General features: G+C 71.9%; 18 protein-coding genes. 7 read left to right on the top strand and 11 right to left on the bottom strand.

The genetic code is table 11. The features are described 5' to 3' along the window. Positions 1 to 58: 58 nt before the first annotated feature. The 6 genes from hflX to miaA all read right to left on the bottom strand — a co-directional run bounded on the left by hflX (position 59) and on the right by miaA (position 9634). Positions 59 to 1552, bottom strand: coding sequence for a GTPase HflX (gene hflX, locus ACFPIH_RS11275; RefSeq protein WP_381173918.1), 1494 nt, complete (start codon positions 1550 to 1552; stop codon positions 59 to 61). Between the two features lie 166 nt (positions 1553 to 1718). Next, positions 1719 to 3245: a M1 family metallopeptidase gene (locus ACFPIH_RS11270; protein ID WP_385876672.1), complete on the bottom strand. Its 1527-nt coding sequence runs from the start codon at positions 3243 to 3245 to the stop codon at positions 1719 to 1721. A gap of 106 nt (positions 3246 to 3351) precedes the next feature. Next, positions 3352 to 6354, bottom strand: a complete 3003-nt coding sequence (locus ACFPIH_RS11265) for an HD domain-containing protein (RefSeq protein WP_381186097.1) — start codon at positions 6352 to 6354, stop codon at positions 3352 to 3354. Positions 6355 to 6883: 529 nt separating this feature from the next. Beyond that, on the bottom strand, positions 6884 to 7753 hold the full coding sequence (dapF, locus tag ACFPIH_RS11260; protein WP_381186079.1) for a diaminopimelate epimerase: 870 nt from the start codon (positions 7751 to 7753) through the stop codon (positions 6884 to 6886). A 145-nt stretch (positions 7754 to 7898) separates the two neighbouring features. Then, positions 7899 to 8534: a hypothetical protein gene (locus ACFPIH_RS11255; RefSeq protein WP_381186095.1), complete on the bottom strand. Its 636-nt coding sequence runs from the start codon at positions 8532 to 8534 to the stop codon at positions 7899 to 7901. A gap of 161 nt (positions 8535 to 8695) precedes the next feature. Next, the gene (gene miaA, locus ACFPIH_RS11250) at positions 8696 to 9634 is read right to left on the bottom strand and encodes a tRNA (adenosine(37)-N6)-dimethylallyltransferase MiaA (protein WP_381186076.1); all 939 of its coding nucleotides are present in this window, start codon (positions 9632 to 9634) and stop codon (positions 8696 to 8698) included. Between the two features lie 117 nt (positions 9635 to 9751). Here miaA and ACFPIH_RS11245 point away from each other — a divergent pair, with 117 nt between their 5' ends. Next, positions 9752 to 10042 (top strand): antitoxin, encoded by a 291-nt coding sequence (locus ACFPIH_RS11245; RefSeq protein WP_381186073.1) that lies wholly within the window; start codon positions 9752 to 9754, stop codon positions 10040 to 10042. A gap of 19 nt (positions 10043 to 10061) precedes the next feature. Here ACFPIH_RS11245 and ACFPIH_RS11240 read toward each other — a convergent pair whose 3' ends face one another. The 4 genes from ACFPIH_RS11240 to ACFPIH_RS11225 are packed head-to-tail and all read right to left on the bottom strand — an operon-like array spanning position 10062 to position 13977. Then, complete coding sequence (locus tag ACFPIH_RS11240; RefSeq protein WP_381186070.1) at positions 10062 to 10781, bottom strand: class III extradiol dioxygenase subunit B-like domain-containing protein; 720 nt, start codon at positions 10779 to 10781, stop codon at positions 10062 to 10064. 34 nt (positions 10782 to 10815) lie between these two features. Beyond that, positions 10816 to 11085 (bottom strand): hypothetical protein, encoded by a 270-nt coding sequence (locus tag ACFPIH_RS11235; protein ID WP_381186068.1) that lies wholly within the window; start codon positions 11083 to 11085, stop codon positions 10816 to 10818. A 35-nt stretch (positions 11086 to 11120) separates the two neighbouring features. Beyond that, positions 11121 to 12650, bottom strand: coding sequence for a tRNA (N6-isopentenyl adenosine(37)-C2)-methylthiotransferase MiaB (gene miaB / locus ACFPIH_RS11230; protein WP_381186065.1), 1530 nt, complete (start codon positions 12648 to 12650; stop codon positions 11121 to 11123). A gap of 58 nt (positions 12651 to 12708) precedes the next feature. Next, complete coding sequence (locus ACFPIH_RS11225) at positions 12709 to 13977, bottom strand: CdaR family transcriptional regulator (RefSeq protein ID WP_381186062.1); 1269 nt, start codon at positions 13975 to 13977, stop codon at positions 12709 to 12711. Between the two features lie 206 nt (positions 13978 to 14183). On the opposite strand from ACFPIH_RS11225, the gene ACFPIH_RS11220 reads away from it, so the two are divergent. The 5 genes from ACFPIH_RS11220 (at position 14184) to ACFPIH_RS11200 (ending at position 19537) form a co-directional block, all read left to right on the top strand. Further along, on the top strand, positions 14184 to 15110 hold the full coding sequence (locus tag ACFPIH_RS11220; RefSeq protein ID WP_381186059.1) for a substrate-binding periplasmic protein: 927 nt from the start codon (positions 14184 to 14186) through the stop codon (positions 15108 to 15110). Between the two features lie 16 nt (positions 15111 to 15126). Beyond that, complete coding sequence (locus ACFPIH_RS11215; RefSeq protein WP_381186057.1) at positions 15127 to 15882, top strand: amino acid ABC transporter permease; 756 nt, start codon at positions 15127 to 15129, stop codon at positions 15880 to 15882. Then, complete coding sequence (locus tag ACFPIH_RS11210; protein WP_381186054.1) at positions 15879 to 16673, top strand: amino acid ABC transporter ATP-binding protein; 795 nt, start codon at positions 15879 to 15881, stop codon at positions 16671 to 16673. Before ACFPIH_RS11215 ends, ACFPIH_RS11210 begins: the two co-directional genes overlap by 4 nt. Next, entirely contained in the window at positions 16670 to 17950 is a 1281-nt protein-coding gene (locus ACFPIH_RS11205; RefSeq protein WP_381186051.1) for an NAD(P)/FAD-dependent oxidoreductase, read from the top strand. Before ACFPIH_RS11210 ends, ACFPIH_RS11205 begins: the two co-directional genes overlap by 4 nt. 156 nt (positions 17951 to 18106) lie before the next feature. After that, positions 18107 to 19537: an FG-GAP repeat protein gene (locus ACFPIH_RS11200; RefSeq protein ID WP_381186048.1), complete on the top strand. Its 1431-nt coding sequence runs from the start codon at positions 18107 to 18109 to the stop codon at positions 19535 to 19537. Positions 19538 to 19544: 7 nt separating this feature from the next. Here the strand turns inward: ACFPIH_RS11200 and rutA are convergent, their stop codons facing one another. Then, positions 19545 to 20615, bottom strand: a complete 1071-nt coding sequence (rutA, locus tag ACFPIH_RS11195) for a pyrimidine utilization protein A (RefSeq protein WP_381186093.1) — start codon at positions 20613 to 20615, stop codon at positions 19545 to 19547. 173 nt (positions 20616 to 20788) lie between these two features. On the opposite strand from rutA, the gene ACFPIH_RS11190 reads away from it, so the two are divergent. Further along, entirely contained in the window at positions 20789 to 24031 is a 3243-nt protein-coding gene (locus ACFPIH_RS11190) for a SpoIIE family protein phosphatase (protein WP_417801370.1), read from the top strand.

Here is a 24031-nt window from a genome sequence, read left to right as displayed (position 1 = left end):
GTGGCCGGCCGGCCAGTTTCGTATCCCGACCGGCCGGGCGGCTTTGTTTCTTGGCTGGTCAGGCCGCCGGTGCGGGGACGTACGGCGCGAGGTCGGCCGCCAGTTCCTCGTGCACCCTCACCTTCAGCAGGGTGCCCTCCGCCGTGTGCTCCGCGGAGATCACCTCGCCCTCGGTGTGGGCGCGGGCGACCAGCCCTCCGTGGGTGTACGGCACGAGCGCCTCGATCTCGACCGAGGGCCTGGGCAGTTCGTTGTCGATGAGCGCGAGCAGTTCGTCGATGCCCTGGCCGGTGCGGGCCGACACCGCGATGGAGCGGGTCTCGATCCGCATCAGCCGCTGGAGCGTCAGCGGGTCGGCCGCGTCCGCCTTGTTGATCACGACGATCTCGGCCACCTTGGTGGCGCCGACATCCCGGATCACCTCGCGTACGGCGGCCAGCTGCTCCTCCGGGTTGGGGTGCGAGCCGTCGACCACATGGAGGATCAGGTCGGACTCGCCGACCTCCTCCATGGTGGAACGGAACGCCTCGACCAGGTGGTGCGGCAGATGCCGTACGAAACCGACGGTGTCGACCAGTGTGTACAGGCGGCCACCGGGGGTCTCGGCCCGGCGGACGGTCGGGTCGAGGGTCGCGAACAGGGCGTTCTCGACCAGGACGCCCGCGCCCGTGAGGCGGTTGAGCAGAGACGACTTGCCGGCGTTGGTGTAGCCCGCGATGGCGACGGACGGCACCTTGTGGCGCTTGCGCTCCTGGCGCTTGATCTCGCGGCCGGTCTTCATCTCCGCGATCTCCCGGCGCATCTTCGCCATCTTCTCGCGGATCCGGCGCCGGTCCGTCTCGATCTTGGTCTCACCGGGACCACGGGTGGCCAGACCGCCGCCCTTGCCGCCGCCCATCTGACGGGACAGCGACTGACCCCAGCCTCGCAGCCTCGGCAGCATGTACTGCATCTGCGCGAGCGCGACCTGCGCCTTACCCTCTCGGGACTTGGCGTGCTGGGCGAAGATGTCGAGGATCAGGGCCGTACGGTCGATGACCTTGACCTTGACGACGTCCTCAAGGTGGATGAGCTGGCCGGGGCTGAGCTCACCGTCGCAGATGACGGTGTCGGCGCCGGTCTCGATGACGATGTCGCGCAGTTCGTCGGCCTTGCCGGAGCCGATGTAGGTGGCCGCGTCGGGCTTGTCGCGGCGCTGGATCACGCCGTCGAGCACGAGTGCGCCCGCGGTCTCCGCGAGGGCGGCGAGCTCCGCGAGGGAGTTGTCCGCGTCCTGCACGGTCCCCGTGGTCCAGACGCCGACGAGGACGACCCGCTCCAGGCGGAGCTGGCGGTACTCGACCTCGGTGACGTCCTCGAGCTCGGTGGAGAGGCCCGCGACGCGGCGCAGGGCCGCGCGCTCGGAGCGGTCGAACTGGTCGCCGTCCCGCTCTCCGTCGACCTCGTGGCTCCAGGCGACGTCCTCTTCCATCAGGGCATCGGCCCGAAGACCCTCGGGGTAGTCGTGCGCGAAGCGCTTGGTGTCCTGGGAAGGGGAAGAAGAGGAGGTCATTGGGTCCTTACGTCGTGGGGATACCGGTTCGGCGTGCGTCACCGGTCATGGTTCTCACCGCTCACGATGCACAACGCACGAGCACCTCGGTAGATTCCCGTGCCCCGTGCCCCGTGCCGCGCCGACCTGACGATGGTCGCACGGTACGCGTCGTCTCGTCACGGCGTTATTCCTTCGCGGTGGGGGCGACCGGGCGCCAGTCCGGGTGGCCGGGCATCGGCGGGGTCTTCCGGCCGTAGAGCCAGGCCTGGAAGAAGGTGCCCAGGTCACGTCCGGAGACCCGCTCGGCGAGACGGGTGAAGTCGGCCGTACCGGCGGTGGAGTCCTGGTGGTCGCGGACCCAGTCCCGCTCCACTTGCTCGAACGTGCGTTCGCCGATTTCCCGGCGCAGTGCGTAGAGGACCAGGGCGCCGCCGTCGTAGACGTTCGGGCGGAAGATGCTGATCTTCTCGCCGGGCGTGGGCTCCTTGGGGTGCGCGGGAGGTCCGCCGGCGGCGCGCCAGCGGTCGGACGCGCCGTACGCCGCCTTCATGCGCGCCACCAGGGTGTGGCCGCCCTTCTCCTGCGCGTAGAGGGCCTCGTACCAGGTGGCGTGTCCCTCGTTGAGCCACAGGTCGGACCAGGTGCGCGGGCTGACGCTGTCGCCGAACCACTGATGGGACAGCTCGTGCACCATGATCGAGTCGAGGTACCACTCGGGGTAGCCCGGCTCGGTGAACAGTTTCTTCTCGAAGAGGGAGAGAGTCTGTGTCTCCAGTTCGAAGCCGGTGGAGGCCTGTGCCATGAGCACGCCGTACGTCTCGAAGGGGTACGGGCCGACCTTGCTCTCCATCCAGGTGATCTGGGCGGGGGTCTTCTTCAGCCACGGTTCGAGCGCCGCGCGGTCCTTGGTGGGCACCACGTCCCGTACCGGCAGTCCGTGCGGTCCCTCGCGGTGCAGGACGGTGGAGCGGCCGATGGAGACCTGGGCGAGCTCCGTGGCCATGGGGTGCCGGGTGCGGTACGTCCATGTTGTCGTCGGGTCTGTCGGGCCGCCCTTGTCCACTCCGGCGGGCAGCCCGTTGGCGACGGCCGTGTACGCGTTCGGGGCCGTGACCCTGATGGTGAACATCGCCTTGTCGGAGGGGTGGTCGTTGCACGGGAAGACCAGATGGGCGACGTCCGCCTGGTTCGCCATGGCGAGGCCGTCCTCGGTGCGCACCCAGCCGCCGTCCCGGTTGCCGTCCATCACCGGGTCGCTGGTGTGCCGCACGGTGACGCGCATCCAGTTGCCCGCCGCCAGTCGCGCCGCCGGGGTGATCACGAGGTCCTCGCCGGCGCTCGTGAAGGTGGCCGCCTCGCCGTCGACGTCGACCGAGTCGACCTTGCCGTGGGCGAAGTCGAGGTTGATGCGGTCCAGGGCGGTGGTGGTCCGGGCGTCGATGGTGGTGACCGCCTGGAGGGGCTTGCTGTTGGAGCCGGTGTAGGTGAAGGAGAGGTCGTAGGCCGCCACGTCGTAGCCGGGGTTGCCCAGGTGCGGGAAGAGGCGGTCGCCGACGCCGAGCGGGACAGCGGGGGCGCTCGCGGCGACCAGGCAGACGGAGACGGCCGAGGCGAGCAGCGCGGACTTCAGACGGCGGGAGCCACGGAGGGCGGTGCGGGCGCGGGGGCCGGGGGCGGTGCGGGGGCCCGGGGAGCGGGGGGTGAGCAGCATGCACCACCGCTACCAGCGCGCACCTCTCCTGCGCCGACGACTCGCGCCCGGCCCACCCGAACGGGTTGCTCACGCGTGCGTGCGTGACGGCCCGTCGGCCGGGCGGTCAGGAAGCGGGGGCGTGGTGCTGCGCGCGGCTCACGTCGTACACGCCTGGGACGTTGCGCATGGCTCGCATCAGGGTGGGCAGGTGGGCCGCGTCGGGGAGCTGGACGGTGTACGTGTGGCGTACGCGTTGCTGGCTCGGGGGTTCCACGGTCGCGGAGACGATCTCGGCGCCTTCCGTGGCCATGGCCTCGGTGAGGTCGGCGAGCAGATGCGGGCGGCCGAACGATTCGGCGACCAGGGTGACCCGGCACGCGGTGGTGTCGCCCCAGCGCACGTCGACCGCCGCGCGCCCCGCGTCCGCCATGCGCGCCACCGCCGCGCACTCCACACGGTGCACGGTCACCACTCCCCCGCGCACGGCGAAGCCGGTGACCTCGTCGGCCGGTACGGGGGTGCAACAGCCGGCGAGCCGGACGCTCACGTCGGGCCGGTCGACGACGGTGATCGGGGCGTCGGACCGCGGGGCCGGGCCTTCGGCGGCGGGCCGGGGGTGTCGGCCGTCGGTGGCGAGGTGCGGGGGCCGCGGGTCGGTGACGGAGTGCGGGGGCCTGGCATGAGGGGCCGCGTGCGGCGGCCGGGCGTGGGGGGCGGCCCGTCGGGTACGGGCGTCGGCGACCACGTGCGACGGCCAGGAATGGGCGGTGAGGTCCGAGGCCGGGGTCCAGGGCTGGGGGGTGGCATCCGGTGCCGGGGCCTGGCTGTCGGCTGCGGGCGCCGGGGACGGATCCGTGGCCCCGGCCGGGATGGGAGCCGAGGGGTCGGTGGCGGGGCGCGGGGCGCGGGCGTCTGCCCCAGGGGCGGAAACGTGCGCGTCGGCCTTGGGGGCGGGGGCGGAGACCCGGCCCCCGATGGCGAGGTCAGAGGCCGAGCCGCCGTCCTCGGAGACGGGGTCCGCGCCGTCGGTTACGGCGGCAGAAGCCAAGGCTCCTCGTCCGGGACCAGGGGCAGGGACAGGGGCATGGGCCGAGGCGCCGGTCACCGCAGCCGAATCCGGACCACCGGCCACAGGACCGGGCATGGAGCCACCGGCCGCAGAGCCACCAGGCACGGAGCCGTCGGACGCGGAGCCACCAGGCACGGAGCCGTCGGGAGCCGGGGCACCAGCCGCTGAGGCCGAACCCGCGAGAGCGCCCGCCGTCGAGCCCGAGGCCGCGCCGAAGGCCGCCGTACCCGCGGCCGAGCCGCCCGCCTCACGCCCCGGAACCGGGCCGTCCGCCACCGGAGCTGAAGCCGAGCCGTCGGCCTCAGGGGCAGAGGTGAGGGCCGCCCCTGGGTCACCCGGCGTTCCCGCGGCAGACGTCCGGGCCTGCTCCTGGGCTTGCGCCTGGGCCTGGGCCTGGGGCGCACGTGCCGCCGCCGGGCCACCGGCCGGCCGCCCCGTGGTCGGTTCGGTGGCCGGCTCCGCCTCGTCGGCCGGCGTCGGGTGGGTCGCCAGCCAGCGCCGGATGGCGATCCGGGCGGCGGGGGTGTGGGCGTGTTCCAGCCATTCCCTGGAGGGTTCGGAGGCCGGGTCCTGGCCCATGAGGAGCTGGACGGTGTCGCCGTCCCGCAGAACGGTGCTCAGGGTCGCCAGCCGGCCGTTCACCCGGGCGCCGATGCAGGCGTGGGCGTCCTCGCCGTACTGGGCGTACGCGGCGTCCACGCAGGTGGCTCCCTCGGGCAGGCCGAGGGTGCCGCCGTCGGGGCGGAAGACGGTGATCTCGCGGTCCTGGGCGAGATCCTCGCGCAGCGTGGACCAGAAGGTGTCGGTGTCGGGCGCGGCCTCCTGCCAGTCGAGGAGACGGGAGAGCCAGCCGGGGCGGGTGGGGTCGATACGCTCGCCGTCGGCCGAGGCCGTCTCCCTGGACTGCTCCTCCGGAAGGGAGGCGTAGGGGTTACCGAGCGCGACGACGCCCGCCTCGGCGACCTTGTGCATCTGGTGGGTGCGGATGAGGACTTCGGCGACCTGGCCGTCCACGCGGGCGACGGCGGTGTGCAGCGACTGGTACAGGTTGAACTTCGGTACGGCGATGAAGTCCTTGAACTCGGAGACCACCGGCGTCATACAGGTGTGCAGTTCGCCCAGGACGGCGTAGCAGTCCGCGTCCTCGTTCACCAGCACCAGCAGACGGCCGAAGTCGCAGCCGCGCAGCCGTCCGCGCTTGCGGGAGACGCGGTGCACGGAGACGAAGTGCCGTGGGCGGATGAGGACTTCGGCCGGGATGTCGGCCTCGCGCAGGACCGCGCGCATCGCGTCGGCGAACTCGGCGAGCGGGTCGTCGGCGCGGGCGGCGTTCTCGACGATCAGCTCGCGCGTGTGTGCGTACTCCTCGGGGCGCAGGATGGCGAAGACAAGGTCTTCCAGCTCCGTCTTGAGTGCCTGGACTCCGAGGCGTTCGGCGAGCGGGATGAGGAAGTCCCGGGTGATCTTGGCGATGCGTTCCTGTTTCTCGGGGCGCATGACGCCGAGGGTGCGCATGTTGTGCAGGCGGTCGGCGAGTTTGATCGACATCACGCGGACGTCGTTGCCGGTGGCGACGAGCATCTTGCGGAAGGTCTCCGGCTCGGCGGCGGCACCGTAGTCGACCTTCTCCAACTTCGTGACGCCGTCGACGAGATAGCGGACCTCTTCGCCGAACTGCTCGCCGACCTGATCGAGCGTCACGTCGGTGTCCTCGACGGTGTCGTGGAGCAGAGAGGCCGTCAAGGTGGTGGTCTCCGCGCCGAGTTCGGCGAGGATCAGGGTCACGGCGAGGGGGTGCGTGATGTACGGCTCGCCGCTCTTGCGCATCTGGCCGCGGTGCGAGGACTCGGCAAGTACGTAGGCGCGGCGCAGGGGTTCGAGGTCGGCATCGGGGTGGTGGGCGCGGTGGGCCTCGACGACATGGCCGATCGCGTCGGGCAGCCGGCCGCGCGAGGCGGAGCCGAGCAGCGCGGCCCGGCCCAGGCGGCGCAGGTCGAGCCGGGGACGGCTGCGCCTGCGGGGCGAGGGCGACGCGGGCGCCACCGCATCCGACGCCACCGGCACCGAGGCCACAGAACCCACAGAGCCTGAAGTCTCGGAACCCACCGGGGCTGAGGTCGCAGAACCCGCCGGGCCCGCAGGCGCAGGGCCCCCCAGGTCTGACGTCACGGGGCCAACCGGGCCTGAAGTCATAGGACCCACCGGACCCGAAGTCACAGGCGCCACCAGGCCTGACGTCGCGGGCGGCACCGGGCCTTGGGTCGCAGGGTTCGTGGCCTCCGCACTCATGGGCACCTCCGGCTGCGTCGACCGGCGGACGGGGTGCCCCAGGGCGGACACGGCTCAGGGGACTGGCAACGTCCCCCGTCCGGGCCGGTGCTTGATGCTACCGAGCCCACCACGCGCGACTGACCGCCTCTCGCCGAGCGTGAAACGGATCACCCATTCGAGCGATGGTTTTGAGGTTTAGGGTTTTGCGCCATCAGAAGGGGAGCGAGCCGTGTGTTTGCCCCTCGAACGACCCCTTCGCTGTGCTCCTGCACGGCCCGGGTCCGTCCCAGCCTCCGATCCCATGCCTCCACACCGCTCAGCGGAAGGCTGTTTCCAGCCACTCCCGATCGATCTCTCCTGTGGCGACGATCACTGCGGGACCGGTCATCTCGATCTCCCCGTCGGGCCGCTCGGTGATCAGCAGACGGCCGCCGGGGACGTCCACGGTGTACGTGACCGGCGTGCCGGTGACGGCCGGGTCGGCGCCGTCCCTGCGGGCTGCCGCGACGGCGACGGCACACGCGCCCGTGCCGCACGAGCGGGTCTCGCCGGAGCCGCGCTCGTGCACACGCAGGGCGACGTGCCGGGGGCCGCGGTCGACGACGAACTCGACGTTGACCCCGTCCGGGTAGGCGGCGGCTGGGCTGACGGGCGGCGGGGTGAGCAGGTTGCCCGCGTGCGCGAGGTCGTCGACGAAGGCCACGGCGTGCGGGTTGCCCATGTTCACGTTGCGTGCGGGCCAGCTGCGCTCGCCGACGGTCACCGTGACGTCGCCCTCGGGGAGGCCCGCCCTGCCCATGCCGACCGTGACATCGCCGTCCTTGGCGAGGTGCACGCGCTTCACTCCCCCGCGCGTGGCGATCGCGAGGTCGCCCTCGGTGACGAGCCCGGCGTGCTGGAGGTAGCGGGCGAAGACACGGACGCCGTTGCCGCACATCTCCGCAATCGAGCCGTCGCCGTTGCGGTAGTCCATGAACCACTCCGCGTCGGACGCCATGTCCTGCGCCTCGGGGTGCGCGGCGGACCGTACGACATGCAGCAGGCCGTCGCCGCCGATACCGGCGCGGCGGTCGCACAGGGCGGCCACGGCGGACGGGGAAAGGCCGACGGCGTTCTCGGGGTCCGGGACGATCACGAAGTCGTTCTCCGTGCCATGACCCTTGAGGAAGGCGATCCGCGTGCTCATTCCTCGATCGTACGGCCCGGCACCGACAACGCCCTCAGCCGCACGGCCACCCGCCGACCACACCGTCAGCCGCACAGTCCCGCGCCCATCAGGCCGTCAGCCGTACGACACCGCGCCCACCACGCCCTCAGCCCGGCAGACCGCCTCAGCGCAGCCGCGCCACGCGCCACACCGCGAGGACCACGACGACGGCGACCAGGACGACGTACGCCAGGACGACCCGCCAGTCGGGGCGGCGGCCGGAGCCACGGGCGGGCAGGCCGGGCCACGTGTAACCGACGCGGCGTGCGGCCATCATGGCCCAGCCGGCCGCGCAGGAGCAGATCAGCAGTCCCAGCATGGCGATCACCGCGCCGCTGTCGCCGAAGTCGAAGGCGAGCGGGAAGGCGAACATCAGGGAGCCGGTCGCGGAGAGGGCGACGATGGGGGCGAGCTGCCAGATCCGCAGCCTGCGCTGCGGACGCAGCTCGACCTCGACCTCGGGCCCGCCCGCGAACATCTCCTCGGGCTCGGGACCGTCGTCGGTCACACCGCCCTCCTGGGTGTCGTCCGCCTCGTCGGGGATCGGACGCCCCTCCTCGGGAAGCCCCCCTTCGGGAAGCCCCTCCGCTGGAAGCCCGGTATCGGAAAGCTCCGCCGCGGGAAGCGCATCGGGAAGCTCCGCCGCGGGAAGCGCATCGGGAAGCCCCGTCTCGGGTAGCCCGTTCTCCGGCTCCGGTTCCACCGGATCGGGGGTGATGTGCTCGGTGCCTTGTGCGGTGTCACGAGGGCCGGCCTCCATCGCCACGTGCCCTCCCAACTCGGACTCCGCCTGCTCGATGCCTGGTCGATAACTTGCTCGATACGTGGTCGATCGAACTCATCGAACTCGATCGAAGCTCGATGATGGCACGGCGTCGGAGGCCCGGATGACGGCCTGGGCGTCCCGATGCCATGACGTGATCAGGCTGTAACCGGTCGTTCGATCAACGCCATTGCGAGCTGCGGAAGTTCTGTGAGATCCGCCGCAGCCCCACTCAACCAGTGCACCCGCGGGTCGCGCCTGAACCATGAATCCTGACGGCGCGCGAAGCGCTTGGTGGCACGGACGGTCTCCGCGCGCGCCTCGGCGTCCGTGCACTCTCCGGCCAGGGCGGCGAGGACCTGCTGGTAGCCGAGTGCGCGCGACGCCGTACGCCCCTCGCGCAGGCCTTGCGCCTCCAGCGCGCGGACCTCGGCCACGAGCCCCGCGTCCCACATCCGGTCGACGCGGCGGGCGATGCGCTCGTCGAGCTCGGGGCGGGCCACGTCGACCCCGATCTTGACGGTGTCGTAGACCGAGTCATGGCCCGGCAGATTGGCGGTGAAGGGCCTGCCGGTGATCTCGATCACCTCCAGCGCGCGGACGATACGGCGGCCGTTGCTGGGCAGGATCGCCTGCGCGGCCTCGGGGTCCGCGGCGGCGAGCCGGGCGTGCAGGGCGCCGGAGCCACGCAGGGTGAGCTCCTCCTCCAGCCGGGCGCGGACCTCGGGATCGGTGCCGGGGAACTCCAGGTTGTCGACGGCGCCGCGGACGTACAGCCCGGAGCCGCCGACGAGGATCGGCCAGCGGTCCTCGGCGAGCAGCATGTCGATCCGGGCCCGCGCCAGCTTCTGGTACTCGGCGACGGAGGCGGTCTCCGTGACGTCCCAGATGTCCAGGAGGTGGTGCGGGATCCCGCCGCGTTCCCCGGCCGTCAGCTTGGCGGTGCCGATGTCCATCCCCCGGTAGAGCTGCATGGAGTCGGCGTTGACCACCTCGCCGCCGAGTCGCTGGGCCAGAAAGACGGCCAGATCGGACTTTCCGGCCGCGGTGGGTCCGACGACGGCGATGACTCGGGGGGTGGGGGCTGCGCTGCTCACCGCACCAGTCTCCCAAACCCGGGCGCCGCCCTCGAACGAGTTCAGCAGCGCGGCAATTCCCTCACCCACGTACCGTATGTAGCAAATATGGATGTTTTACTCACAGAAGGGTGACCCATGGGTCTCATCGACCATCTGAAGGCCAGGCTCGGGCCGGCCAGGGGCAAGGTCTCGGATCTCGCGCAGCAGCACGGGGACAAGGTCCAGCACGGTCTGGACAAGGCCGCCAAGGCCGTCGACGAGAAGACCAAGGGCAAGTACAGCAATCGGATCCACACGGGCACCGACAAGGCCAAGGGCGCCATGGACCGGCTCGCGCACAAGGACGAGCCCGGGACCGAGGGTGGCGGTGGCAGTGGCGGCGGGGACATGTTCACACCACCGAGGACTCCTCCGCCGACCTCCTGAGCCGGGCCGCGGGCCGGCTCTAGGACCAGGTCGCGACGATGTACCCGACGCCGTAGGGGGCGTCCTCGTGGAGCAGCGTGCCGTGCAGCCCGGCGTTCTCGGCGGCGCCCGCGAGCACCTGCCAGGGGGCCCTGCCGGAGGCCTTCAGCTGTTGCGCCAGTTCGGCGTCCAGCGCCTTGAGCGCCTCGATGTCCGCCGTGCCGAGTGCGTGGGCGACCGCGGCGTCGAAGGGTTCGGCGCGGTCGTCGAGGTAGCCGGGTGCCTTCAGCGTGCGGCAGGCGCTGGCGTCGCCCATCGCCAGCAGCGCGACCCGCTCCGCGGCGCCGCCGACGCGCCGTCCGGCATCGAAGCAGCGCTCCGCCGTGAGCGGCTCGCCCACGCCGAGTCCCTCGACGGGGGAGGCCGACCAGCCGGTCCGCTCCAGCAGCCAGGCGGCCACGGCGAGGGACGGCGGGAGGGCGTCCTGTCCTGGCTCACCCTCCGTAGCGCCCGTGCCCAGGCGTACGGCGAGGTCGACGCCGAAGCCCCGGAACGAACCCCGGGTGCCCTCCGGGTGCGGTCCGCGGCGGGACTCCTCGGCGGGGCCGACGACCACGAGGAGGTCCGGGCGCGCGGCCGCCAGGACGGCCAGCGCGTCGGAGCAGGCGGCACGTGCCGCGTCCAGTTCGGGCGCGGCGCCCGCGGCGACCTCGGGCACGAGGAGGGGCGGACAGGGGCAGGCTGCGGCGGCGACAAGCATGATCGGCAGGGTAACCCCGCGGAACGGCCGGGTGTCAGTCCTCGAAGAGCACGTCAGTCAGGTCGATGACCGTAAGCACGAGGACCACGAGCCTGCCCTCACTGATCACGTACTCGATGAAGAGGTTGCGCGACAGGGCGAGCCCACGCGTGGACTCGTCGCCGAGGACGGAATGGGAGAGCTTGTGCCGCGGGTCGGTCGCCAGTACGGCCAGGCCACGCTCCAACAGGTCGCGCCTGTCGGCGGTCAGACTGTCACGCACTTGGGCAGCCTGTTCGGTGAACGCGACGCTGTACGGCAACATGTGATGCTCCTTTCCTGTCCGTATTGTGCAGGCGCTCAGTGGCTGCCGCAGGCGCTTCCCGTGGCCACCGGCAGCGGCTCCGGCACCCCGATCTTCGGCAGCCCCAGCAGCACGCCGGCCGGCTTGGCGGCCTTCTCCGCGGTGCGCTTCTCCCAGGCGTCACCCGCGCGCGTGCGGCGCACGTCGAGGACGGCGCCCTCGGCGAGGAGGTGGTGCGGGGCGGCGTACGTGATCTCGACCGTGACGACGTCCCCGGGGCGGACCTCCTGCTCCGGCTTGGTGAAGTGGACCAGGCGGTTGTCGGGGGCGCGGCCGGAGAGGCGGTGGGTGGCGCCGTCCTTGCGGCCCTCGCCCTCGGCGACCATGAGGTCCAGCGTGCGGCCGACCTGCTTCTTGTTCTCCTCCCAGGAGATCTCCTCCTGGAGGGCGACGAGACGCTCGTAGCGCGCCTGGACGACCTCCTTGGGGATCTGGTTCTCCATGGTCGCGGCCGGGGTGCCGGGGCGCTTGGAGTACTGGAAGGTGAAGGCCTGCGCGAAGCGGGCCTCGCGGACGACGTGGAGGGTCTCCTCGAAGTCCTCCTCGGTCTCTCCCGGGAAGCCCACGATGATGTCCGTCGTGATCGCGGCGTGCGGGATGGCGGCGCGGACCTTCTCGATGATCCCGAGGTAGCGCTCCTGGCGGTAGGAGCGGCGCATCGCCTTGAGGACCGTGTCCGAGCCGGACTGGAGGGGCATGTGGAGCTGCGGCATCACGTTGGACGTCTCGGCCATGGCGGCGATGACGTCGTCCGTGAAGTCGCGCGGGTGCGGGGAGGTGAAGCGGACGCGCTCCAGGCCGTCGATCGAGCCACACGCGCGTAGCAGCTTGCCGAAGGCCTCGCGGTCGCCGATGTCGGAGCCGTACGCGTTGACGTTCTGGCCGAGCAGGGTGATCTCGCTGACGCCCTCGCCGACGAGTGCGTCGATCTCCGCGAGGATGTCGCCGGTGCGGCGGTCCTTCTCCTTGCCGCGCAGGGCGGGGACGATGCAGAAGGTGCAGGTGTTGTTGCAGCCGACGGAGACCGACACCCAGGCGGCGTACGCGCTCTCGCGGCGCGTCGGCAGGGTGGAGGGGAACGCCTCGAGGGACTCGGCGATCTCGATCTGCGCCTCCTCCTGGACGCGGGCGCGCTCCAGCAGGACCGGCAGCTTGCCGATGTTGTGCGTGCCGAAGACGACGTCCACCCAGGGCGCCTTCTTCACGATGGTGTCGCGGTCCTTCTGCGCGAGGCAGCCGCCCACCGCGATCCGCATACCGGGGCGGCTCGCCTTCTTCGGCGCGAGCCGTCCGAGGTTGCCGTACAGCCGGTTGTCGGCGTTCTCGCGCACCGCGCAGGTGTTGAAGACGACGACGTCCGCGTCGCCGTCCGACCCTTCGGGGGCGCGTACGTAGCCGGCCTCTTCGAGCAGCCCGGACAATCGCTCGGAGTCGTGGACGTTCATCTGGCACCCGTAGGTGCGGATCTCGTACGTCATAGATGATCGAACGTCCACTGCCGGGCTCCGGTCGCTGCTGATGGTCATGGGTCAAGGGTAGGCGCTCCCGGAAGCACCCCCAGTCGTCCGGGATCCCGTTCGGCCGTCAGTCCTCGGTGACGGTCAGGTGGTCCGTCAGGCAGGCGAGGTAGAGCGCCATGGTGGTGTGGTGGTCGCGCAGGGGGCGGCCGGTGAGCTGTTCGATCTTGTTCATGCGGTAGACGACCGTGTTGCGGTGGATGTGCAGGGCCGCCGCGGCCCGGACGAGGTTGAAGCCGCTCTCGCACCAGGCGGTGATCGTGTCGCGCAGGGCCGGCCAGTCCGGCTGGGTCCGCAGTTGTGCGGTGGTGGAGGCGAGGAGACGGTTGCGGGCCGACTGGCTGACCGTCGCCAGGAGTTGCTGGACGCGCAGTTCGCCGATGGGGTGGACGGGGAGGCCGTCGGGGCGGCGGGCGCCGAGGCGCAGCGCTTCGCAGGCGTCCTGGTAGGAGTCGTGCAGACCGCCGACGGCCGTGGCCGGCTCGCCGATCCCGGCGCGGGCGGCGAGGCCGTCCTGGGCGGCGATGGCGTCGATGACGCGGCGGCAGCCGGCCTCCGGGGAGTCCACGGGGCCGCGCGCCGGGAGGCGGTGCAGCACGCCGACCCGGCCGGGTGCCGTGGCGGCGACGATGTCCTGCGGGTCGGCGAAGACCTCGCGCACCGTGCGGAGCAGTTCGGAGCGGACCAGTCCCATGTCCAGGTTCGGTGCACCCGGGCGGCTGCCTCGGTTCGGTGCGCCCGGACGGCTGCCCCGGCTGGGGGCGCCCGGGCGGCTGTCCGGGTTCGGTGCGCCCGGGCGGCGGCCGGTGTCGGCGGGCGGGGCGGTCACCTCGAAGGCCACCGCGATCCGGCGCAGCCGCAGGTCGAAGCCGAGGTCGGCGGCCCGGAACAGCAGGCTGTCGGCCTCGATGACCTGGGCGTCGTAGGAGGCGATGTCGGCGAGGAGTTTCTCGGCGGCGCGCTCGGCGAGCAGCCGGGAGCGCAGCATCACGGACTCCCGGAGCAGGATCTCCGTCTGGCGCTTGACCAGCAGGCCGAAGCGGCGGACCTGGGCCGGCGTGCCGGTGATGCCGACGGTCCCGACCGCCTGTCCGCCCGCGACCAGCGGCAGCGTCACGCCGGGGCGCACCCCGCGCAGCAGTTGCGCCTGGGACGCGTTGTGCGTGGCGGGTTCCTTGGTGCGCATGACCTCGACGGACGCCTCGTGGAAGCTGCCCACGCGGCTGCTGTCGCCGCTGCCGATGACCACTCCGTCGGCGTCGGTGATGAGCACGTTGAAGCCGATGACCGCGGAGGTGTCCCCGGCGATCTCCTGGGCGAGTGACGGGCTCAGCACGGGCGGTCCTCCCGTCGGGGGGCGGTCTGGGTTGGACGGACCGTACAGGGGAGCGCGCGATTTCGGCCAGACATTCGTACGAAGCGACCGGTGACGCACGACAGGACGATCTCTAGCGTATGGGCCCAATCACACCCCGCCGGGGGCACAGCTCAGCACTGGTGTGGCTCAGTCTGATGCACAGATATACGGAAGGGCCTCTCCCAATGATCCGTGTACGCTCACTCGCCGTCGCCCTGGCGGCGACGGTCCTGATGTCCCTGACGGCCGCGTGCGGCTCCGGCGACGACGACGCTCCGAAGAACGTCTCGGCGAAGACCGCCGAGTTGGACACACTCACGCCCGGTGTCCTGAAAGTGGCGGTCCAGCCGTACGCGCCGTACACCACCGTCCAGGGCGGCAAGATCGTCGGCCTGGACGGCGACATCCTCACCTATGTCGCCAAGAAGCTCGGCCTGGAGATCAAGCCGCAGGTCACGGACTTCGCCGGCATGCTCGCTGGGGTACAGTCCCGCCGCGTCGACATCACCGTCGGCGGTGTCGCCTGGTCGGCCGACCGCCAGAAGCAGGGACTGTTCACCGACCCGCCGTACTACTCGCCGCCCGCGATGGCCGTAAAGGACGGCAAGACGTACAAGACGGTCGACGACCTGCAGGGCAAGGAGCTGGGCACGGTCGAGGGCTATGTGTGGGTCAAGTCGATCCAGGCGGTTCCCGGGGCGAAACTGCACGCCTACCCGGACGCCAACGGGGTCTTCGACGACCTGGGCGCGGGCCGGATCGACGTCGGCTTCCTCGACCCGCTGATCATCATCGCGGCGCAGAAGCAGCGCCCCGATCTGAAGATCGCCACCGAGTACCTGACGCCGCCGCTCGCCACCGAGGTCAAGCAGCGGCCCGCCTACGCGTACTTCCAGCCGTACCAGACCGGCTTCTACCTGCCCAAGAAGGCCACGAAGCTGGAGAAGGCGATCTCCGCGCAGATCGACGCGATGTACACCAACGGCGAGATGACGAAGCTCGTGAAGAAGTACGGCGGTGACCCCGAGCAGTTCCTGAAGCCGGCCGCCGATGTGGCCACCTCGCGGCGCGGGGTGGACCGGCCGGGCAGCTGGAACCCGCCGACCATCTGACAAGTAAGGCGCTGACATGTCCGGACTCTTCCAGGTCCCCTGGTCCGACTACCGCGGCGATCTCCTCGACGCGCTCGGCCGTACCGTCTCCTACACCGTGGTCAGTTTCGTCGGCGCGGTCCTCCTCGGTCTCGCCGTGGCTCTGCTGCGGCTGAGCAGGGCGTGGCCCGCGCGGGCGGTGGCCGCCGTCTACACCGAGGTCTTCAAGAACGTTCCGCTGCTGGCCATCATCTTCCTGACCTACTTCGGGCTGGCCTCGGCCGGCATCCGGCTGGACGTGTTCAGCGCCGGGTGCCTCTCCCTGGTCGTGTTCTACGCGGCCTATCTGTCCGAGATCTTCCGCTCCGCGATCAGCGGCGTGCACGGCGGACAGACGGAGGCCGGGGAGGCGCTCGGCATCGGCAAGGTGGGCATCTTCGCCCACGTCGTGCTGCCGCAGGCCGTCCGGCAGGCGCTGCCCGGCACCAACACCATGCTGGTCGACCTGCTGAAGTCGACCTCGCTGCTGGTGACCGTGTCCGCCGCGGAGCTGATGTCGGAGGGGCGGCTCATCACCTCCTCGACCTTCCGGGCGCTGGAGGTCTACCTGGTGATCTCCGCCATCTACTTCGCCCTGTGCTATCCGCTCTCGCAGCTCCTGCTGCTGCTCGAACGCAAGGTGCGGGCCGGCATCCCGCTGTCCCCCCGGCGACGGCGCCGGGTGCGCGCGGCGCGTGCGCTGCTCGCCGCCGACCTGGCCGGGCCCACCGTACGGAAGGAGGCGGCCGTATGACCGAGCCCGTCACCAAGAGCATGGGGGCGGCTGCCCCGGTCGTCGAGGCGGTCGTACGGATCGAGGGGCTGAGCAAGTCCTTCGACGGGCGGCTCGTGCTCGACGACGTGAATCTGGAGGTCGACCGCGGCCGGATCGTCAGCGTCATCGGGCAGAGCGGCGGTGGCAAGACGACCCTGATGCGCTGCGTCAACCTGCTGGAGAAGCCCGACCGGGGCACGGTCGAGGTGGCCGGCGAGGTGGTGCACAGCCGGGGCCGGACCGTCTGCCGCGACCTGCCGCGGCTGCGCCGCACGGTCGGCATGGTCTTCCAGAGGTTCAACCTCTTCCCGCATCTGACGGCCGTGGAGAACGTCGTCCTGGCGCAGCGCAAGGCGGGCGTGCCGGAGGAGGAGGCGCTGGAGCGCGCGGTCGCGCTGCTGCGCCGGGTCGGCGTGGCCCATCGAGGTCTGGCCCAGCCCGAGCAGCTCTCCGGCGGCGAGCAGCAGCGGGTCGCCATCGCCCGGGCACTCGCGCTCAGGCCCGAGGTACTGCTGTTCGACGAACCCACCTCCTCCCTCGACCCGGAGGCCACCCGCGAGGTGCTGAGCGTGATGCGGGAGCTGGCCGCGGAGGGAATGACGATGCTGCTGGTCACGCACGAACTGCCGTTCGCCCGCGAGGTGTCCGACCATGTCGTCTTCGTCGACGGCGGCCGGATCGTCGAGGAGGGCCGGCCCCGGGACGTCCTGGACCGCCCCGCCCACGCCCGGACCCGGGAGTTCCTCGCGGCGTACGGGACCGTGTCATGAGCGGTCCGACGGGGGATGGCCCCGTCGTGGTGGTCGGTGGCGGTGTCATCGGCCTGTGCACGGCGTACTACCTGGCGGCGGCCGGGCTGCCGGTCGAGGTGGTGGAGCGCCGGGACCTGGGTTCCGGGGTGTCGCGGGGCAACGCGGGCTGGGTCTGCCTCAGCCATTCCACGCCCGTCCCGGCGCCGGGCGTGGTCCGCTACGCGCTCAGGTCGCTGGGCCGCCCGGACTCGCCGCTGTATCTGCGGCCGCTGCCCGACCCGGCGTTCGTCCGCTGGCTGTGGCGGTTCTGGCGCAGCAGTACGCCGGCCGCGTTCCGGCGCGGCTACTCGGCGATCGCCGAGCTGAACCGCGACACCTTCGACCTCTTCGAGGGGCTGCGCGCGGCGGGGGTCGAGACGACCCTGACCCGGCCCGGCATGGTGCACGCCTTCCTGTCGGCGGCCGAGGCCCGCCACCATCTCGCCGTCCAGCGGGAGATGGCGGACGGCCGCTACGGGCTGCCCGACGATGTGACGACCGGGGACGAGGCCAGGCTCCTCGACGACGCCCTGTCGTCGCGGGTGCGGGCCGCGTATCTCGTCGAGGGCGAGGGAGTGGTCGACCCGGAGGCGTTCGCGCGCGGGCTCGGTGAGGCGCTCGCCGGCGCCGGGGTGAAGGTCCACGAGCACGCGGAGGTCACCGGCTTCCGCACCGCCGGGTCACGCGTCACGGCGCTGCGCACCACGCAGGGCGAGATACCGTGCGCGGCCGTCGTCGTGGCGGCCGGCATGCGCTCCCCCGGTCTGCTCGACCTCCTCGGGCAGCCGCTGCCCCTCCAGGCGGGCAAGGGCTACAGCTTCTCCGTCGACCTGGATCCGGCACCCCGGCACACCCTGTACTTCGGCGAACGCCGGGCCGTGGCCTCCCCGATCGGGACGACCACGCGGATCGGCGGCACGATGGAGCTGAGCGGCAACAACAACCGGCTCGACTGGCGCCGGATCGTCGCGGTGGCCCTCGCCAGCCGGCACTACCTGGGCAACTGGTTCGACGACCCGGACGACCTGGTCGCGCTGATCCGCGACCCCTGGGTGGGCGGGCGGCCCTTCCTGCCGGACGGGCTGCCGGTCGTCGACCGGGTGCCGGGCCGCGACAACGCCTTCGCGGCGACCGGCCACGGCATGCTCGGCGTCACACTCGGCCCCGTCACGGGCCACAGACTCGCCGAGTACGTCCGCACGGGCCGCCGTCCGGAGTCCCTCGCCCCGTTCCGCTTCGACCGGCTGAGGAAGTGAGGACAACCGACACCTCGTTGCCGATTGTCATCGAACTGTCACAGTCGGCAACGATCGCACAACCCCCTCACAGCTTTCCCTGTCGAACCCCGCGTCGGCGACATACCGGAAGAGGCCGGACCAACGCCGACCAACAGGGAATCGGGGACCAATCACATGACCAACCGTAGGAACCTCGCACTGGGCGCCGCCACCTTCCTGCTCGTGACCGGGGCCGGAATCACCGTCGCGCCCTCCGCCTTCGCGGGCACCCCGGGCGGCACCTACGCCAACGACCGCAACAGCGACTTCAACGGCGACGGCTACGACGACGTCCTCACCGGCGCGCCCGGCGGCACCGTGGGCGGCAAGAAGGGCGCGGGCTACGCCACCGTCCAGTACGGCTCGGCCGCCGGTGTCGGCGCGCGCAGCCGCACCGCCGTCCTGAGCCAGTCCACGGCCGGGGTCTCCGGCACGGCGGAGGCGGGGGACGCCTTCGGCGCCGCCGTCGCCACCGGTGACGTCAACTTCGACGGCTATGACGACGCGGTGATCGGCTCGCCCGGCGAGGACCTGGCCGGGGTGGCCGACGCGGGCCGGGCCAGCGTGCTGTACGGCTCGCCGAGCGGTCTGCGCGGTACGGGCAGCGTCTCGCTGGAGGCGGTGACGCCGACGCGGGAGGCGGGCTACGGCGGTGCGGTGGCCGCGGCCCGGTTCACCGGGGCGACCCCGGGCGACGGGATCGCCGTATCGGACGACGAGGGCGTGGACCTGTTCGCGGAAGAGGGTCCGATGCTCCGCGTCGACCGCCTCGAGACGGTCGCCGACCCCGGCGGTGTCTCCGTCGTCCCCTTCGGCCTGACCACCGGGAACTTCGACGGCGACGGCTACGCCGACCTCGTCGTCTCCGGCCTCAGCCTGCTGGACGACGAGGGCGTGCGGGGGCGCTCGGTGGTGTACGAGGGCGGCGAGTACGCCCTCGCCTACGACCGGGACCTGACCGGCGGTCCGTCCGCCGCGGCCGGCGACGTCAACGGCGACGGCCACGACGACCTGGTCACCAACGAGAAGGGCGGCGGCCGGATCGCGCTCCGGTACGGCAGCGACGACGGGATCACCGAGCTCGCCGACGAGCTGACCCAGGACACGCCCGGAATCCCGGGCACGGAGGAGGAGGGCGACAACTGGGGCGCGGACCTGTCGGTGGCCGACACCGACGGTGACGGCTTCGCGGACCTCGCGGTCGGCGCGCCGGGCGAGGACATCGGCACGGTGCCCGACGCGGGCGCGGTGTGGGTGATCCGCGGTCAGCAGCGCGGCTGGACACCGACGGGCGTGCGTTCGTTCGACCAGAACTCGGCGAACGTTCCCGGCTCGGCGGAGGCCGGTGACGCCTTCGGCGCCCAGGTCCGGCTCGTGGACACCGACCGGGACGGCCGCGCCGAACTGCTGGCCGCCGCGCCCGGCGAGAACACGGACGACGGCGTCGCCATCGCCTTCCCCGCCACCGCCTCCGGCGTCACGGCGAGCGGCTCCTGGCTGTACGGCGGCGGGACCTTCGGCGTCTCCGGCACTGACGCGCTCTTCGGGGCCGCGATCGACGAGTAGGCCCTGGTCATCCGCCCTGCCTCGACCTCATCAGGGGCTGGATGCGCGTACCGAAGTCCTCCAGCCCCGCCAGGAAGTCGTCGAACACCAGCATGATGCCCTTGGTGCCGGGCACGCCGGCGATGTCGTCGAGCATCCTCGCCACGGTCTCGTACGACCCGACGAGCGTGCCCATGTTGAAGTTCACGGCGCCCTCGGGCAGCACGATGGTGCGGGCGGTGGAGGAGTCGTCGGCGCTGGTGTCCGTGGCGGACTCCCCGGCCATGTACGCGAGCGCCGCGTGGTCGGCGTTGTCGTGGTAGTCCTGCCACTTGGCGCGGGCGGCGGCGTCGGTCTCGTCCGCGATGACCATGAAGAGGGACAGCGCGCCCACGTCCCGTCCGGTCTCGCGTACCGCGTCCACCAGCGCGGCCGTGGTGCCGGCGAAGGCGAGCGGGGTGTTGACGCCGCTGCCGAGCACGAAGCTGTAGTCCGCGTGCTCGGCGGCGAACCGCATGCCGGTGCCGCTCTGGCCGGCGGCGACGATGTCGATGTGCCCGTTCGCCGGGCGCGGGGACAGCACGCAGTCGTCCATCTCGTAGAACGCGCCCTTGAAGTCGCTGACGCCCTCGCGCCACAGCTCCTTCATCACGGTGACGTACTCGGCGGCCCGGTCGTAGCGGTTGGTGAAGTGCTCGTCGCCCGGCCAGACGCCCATCTGCGTGTACTCGCCGGGCGCCCAGCCGGTGACGATGTTGACGCCGAAGCGTCCGGGGGCGATGGAGTCGACCGTGACCGCCATGCGCGCGACGATCGCGGGTGGCAGGGCGAGGATCGGGGTGGAGGCGTACAGCTTGATCCGCTCGGTCACCGCGGCCAGGCCCGCCATCAGCGTGAACGACTCCAGGCAGTGGTCCCAGAACTCCGTCTCGCCGCCGAAGCCCTTGAGTTTGATCATCGACAGGGCGAAGTCGAGCCCGTGCTCCTCGGCCTTGCGCACGACCGCCTTGTTCAGCTCGAAGGTCGGCAGATACTGCGGGGAACTCTTCGAGATGAGCCAGCCGTTGTTCCCAATGGGGATGAAGACACCGATGTCCACGCCGTTCCGTCCGTCCATGATCGGATACTTCCCGCACGGCGACGCGTTACACGAGTGCCGTTTCGACAACTCGCCTTGCTCCAGCGACTGTTGATGCACGGCTGAACGAGGAGACCTGGAAGGGAATCCGTGAAACAGGTTTCGAACAGGGAAAGGAACGATACGTTCCTTGCATGAACGCACGGCTCGCTCTGCTGGACACGGTCGCCCCCGGTGTCACGGAGAGCGAGGTCTTCCGGCTGGCGTTGCAGCATGCGATGGGAGAACTGAGCGCACTCGGCGCCGCCGTGCACCTGCGGGGTCCGATGTCCGCCTTGCGCCTGGTGTCGGCCGTGGGGCTGCCGCCCGCGCTCACCCGTTCCTGGGAGATCATCGACCAGGAGGGCCCGTTGGCCCCGGCCCGTGCGCTGCACCGGGGCAGCGGAGTGTGGATTCCGCTCGCTGACGCCGGTCGCCACACCGCGTCCGGCACGGGTCCCGCCACCGATCCCGCAGCAGTCCGTCGTCCGGGAGCCGCCCGCTCGGCCGGCCCCGGCGCCGCCGCCGTCCCGGGCGCCCCGGTCACCGGCTCCTCAGGCGGCCCGGCCGCAGGCTCCTCGACCAGTCCGGCCGCCGATCGGACCGCAGGCTCCTCAATCAGCCCGGCTGCCGACCGGACCGCGGGTTCCGTGGCCGGCCCGGCCACCGGCCGCACGACCGCGCCGGGCGCCCCGGGCGCCGGACGCGCCGCCGCCCCGGCCGCCGGACTCGGCACCGCCCCGCCCGGCGCCGGCGCCCCCACCTTCGCCGCCAGACCGACTGATCCCGTCTGGCCCGGCACCGGTCTGGCCGCGCTGCCGCTCTTCAGCGGCCGGCGCAGTGTCGGCGCGCTGACCGTCCTGGCGGGCGAGCGGGGCGAGCCCACCCGGACCGAATGGGACTTCCTGCGGTCCGTCGTCGCCTGGACCGAGGACCGCATGGCCCAGGCCCCGCCGCCGTCCGGCCACGCGCGGGCCGAACTGAGCGACACCAGGCTGCGGCAGGCGCTGAAGGAGGTCCAGGTCGGGTCCTGGGACTGGGACATCCGCAGCGGCGACCTGATCTGGGACGACGCGGCCCTGGCGCTGTACGGCACCCGCCCCGACGACTTCACCGGCAAGATCGAGAACTGGATGCGGATCGTCCACCCCGACGACCTTGCTCCGACGCTGGCGGCGGCCCAGCGGGCGATCCTCGACCACAGCGTCTACGAGGCCGAGTACCGGGTAAGGCGCCTCGACGGCACGTACGGCTGGACCCAGGCCCGCGGCCGGGCCACCTACGACGAGCGGGGCGAGCCGCTGCGGATGATCGGGGTCGGCTGGGAGAGCAACGAGTCGCGCACCGCCCGCGCCCTCGGGCGGGCCATGCGGCACATGAGCGACGGCTTCCTCGCGGTGGACGACCACTGGCGGATCACCTTCGCCAACCTGACGGCCGAGCGGTTCCTCGGCTCCTCGGAGGAGGAGTTGTTCGGGCAGCTTCTGTGGGATCTGCCGACCGCACGGCAGGTGCCCGGCCTGGAGAGCAGGTGCCGGACCGCCGCGGCCGAGGAGAAGCCCGTCGGTTTCGATGTACCCATGCCGGACTCGGAGCGGCGGCTGCATGTGCGGCTGGTGCCGGGCCCCGACGGGCACACCCTGTACTTCACCGACGTCACCGACAAGCGGCGGCTGGCCGGCGAACGCGCCACGGCCAAGCGCGCCGCGGCCGAGCGGTCGGCCCGGATCGCGGAGCTGAACGCCGACCTGGCCAAGGCCACCACCTCGCAGGACGTGGTGGACGCCGCCGCCCGGCGGGTGCTGCCGCCGTTCGCCGCCACCGGCCTTCTGGTGCAGGTCATCGAGGACGAACGGCTCCACTACGTCGGCGCCGTCGGCTACCCCGACGACTTCCTGCGGGCCATCAACTACCGCCCCCGCACCCCCGACCCGGCCTGGGACGCGATCGTCACCGGCCAGCCGCTGTTCGTGTGCTCGCCGCAGGAGATGGCCACGCTCTACCCCAAGCTGTCCGACCTGCCGGAACGCTCCGGCAAGCGGGCGTGGGCGTTCCTGCCGCTGACGGCGTCCGGCCGGACGTTCGGGGTGTGCGTCGTCTCCTTCGCACAGCCACGCCGCCTCACCGACGAGGAGCGCGCCCTGCTGAGCACGATCAGCGCGCTCGTCGCCCAGTCGCTGGAGCGGGCCCGGCTGTTCGACGCCGAGTACACCCGGTCGCGCGAGCTCCAGCGCAGTCTGCTCCCGCAGGCGCTGCCCGAGCTGCCCGCGTGCACGGCCGCCGCCCGCTATCTGCCGGCCGGGCAGGGCGCGGACGTCGGCGGCGACTGGTACGACGTCATCCCGCTGTCGGGCGGGCGGGTCGCGCTCGTGGTCGGCGACGTCATGGGGCACGGGCTGCCCGAGGCGGCCACCATGGGCCGGCTGCGCACCGCCGTGCACACCCTGGCCGACCTCGAACTGCCGCCCGACGAGATCATGAGCCACCTCAACGACATCGTCGTCGGCATGGGCGAGGCGTCGTACGTCACCTGTCTGTACGCGCTCTACGACTCCACGACCCGGATCTGCGTTCTGGCGCGCGCCGGGCATCCGCCGCCCGCGCTGGTCCACCCGGACGGCACCGTGCGCTTCCCGGAACCGGACGCCGACCCTCCGCTGGGCGCGGCGGAGCCGCCGTTCGAGACGGCCGAGCTGGAGGTGCCCGAGGGCAGCATGCTCGTGCTCTACACCGACGGGCTGATCGAGTCGCCGAAGCGGGACATCGACGAGGGCATGGCGGATCTGGCCCGGATGCTGAGCACGGCGTACCGGGACGGCGCGGTGACCAGCACGGCGGATCTCGAACGCCTGTGCGACACACTGACGGACGGTCTGCTGCCCGTCGACCAGCAGGCGCCGGACGACGCGGCGTTCCTCCTCGCCCGGCTGCACGCGCTGCCCACCGACCGGATGGCGTCCTGGCCGCTGTCCGACGACCCGAAGGCGGCCGGGCAGGCCCGCCGGCACGTCCGCGAGCAGCTCGCCGTCTGGGATCTGGACGACCTCACACCCACCACGGAGCTGCTGGTCAGCGAGCTTGTCGGCAATGTCGTACGGCATGCCCGCGGCCCGGTCCGGCTGCGTCTGCTGTACGGCGCCGAACTGATCTGCGAGGTGTACGACGGCAGTCAGACGATGCCCCGCATCCGCCGCGCGAAGGAGACCGACGAGGGCGGCCGTGGGCTCCAGCTGATCACGGCGCTCAGCGGGCGGTGGGGCGCGCGCTACACCCCGACCGGCAAGTGCATCTGGACCGAACAGCCGCTGGCGGGCCCGGGGGACGGGCCGGCCGACCCGACGGCGCTGATGTTCGCGGACGCGGCGGCGTTCACCGGCGACTGGGAGGCGCTGTCGTGA

It is taken from the genome of Streptomyces vulcanius, from assembly GCF_042653945.1.
In the GTDB taxonomy this organism is placed as follows: Bacteria; Actinomycetota; Actinomycetes; order Streptomycetales; family Streptomycetaceae; genus Streptomyces; species Streptomyces mangrovi.
This window is presented reverse-complemented; position numbering and strand designations above follow the sequence as displayed.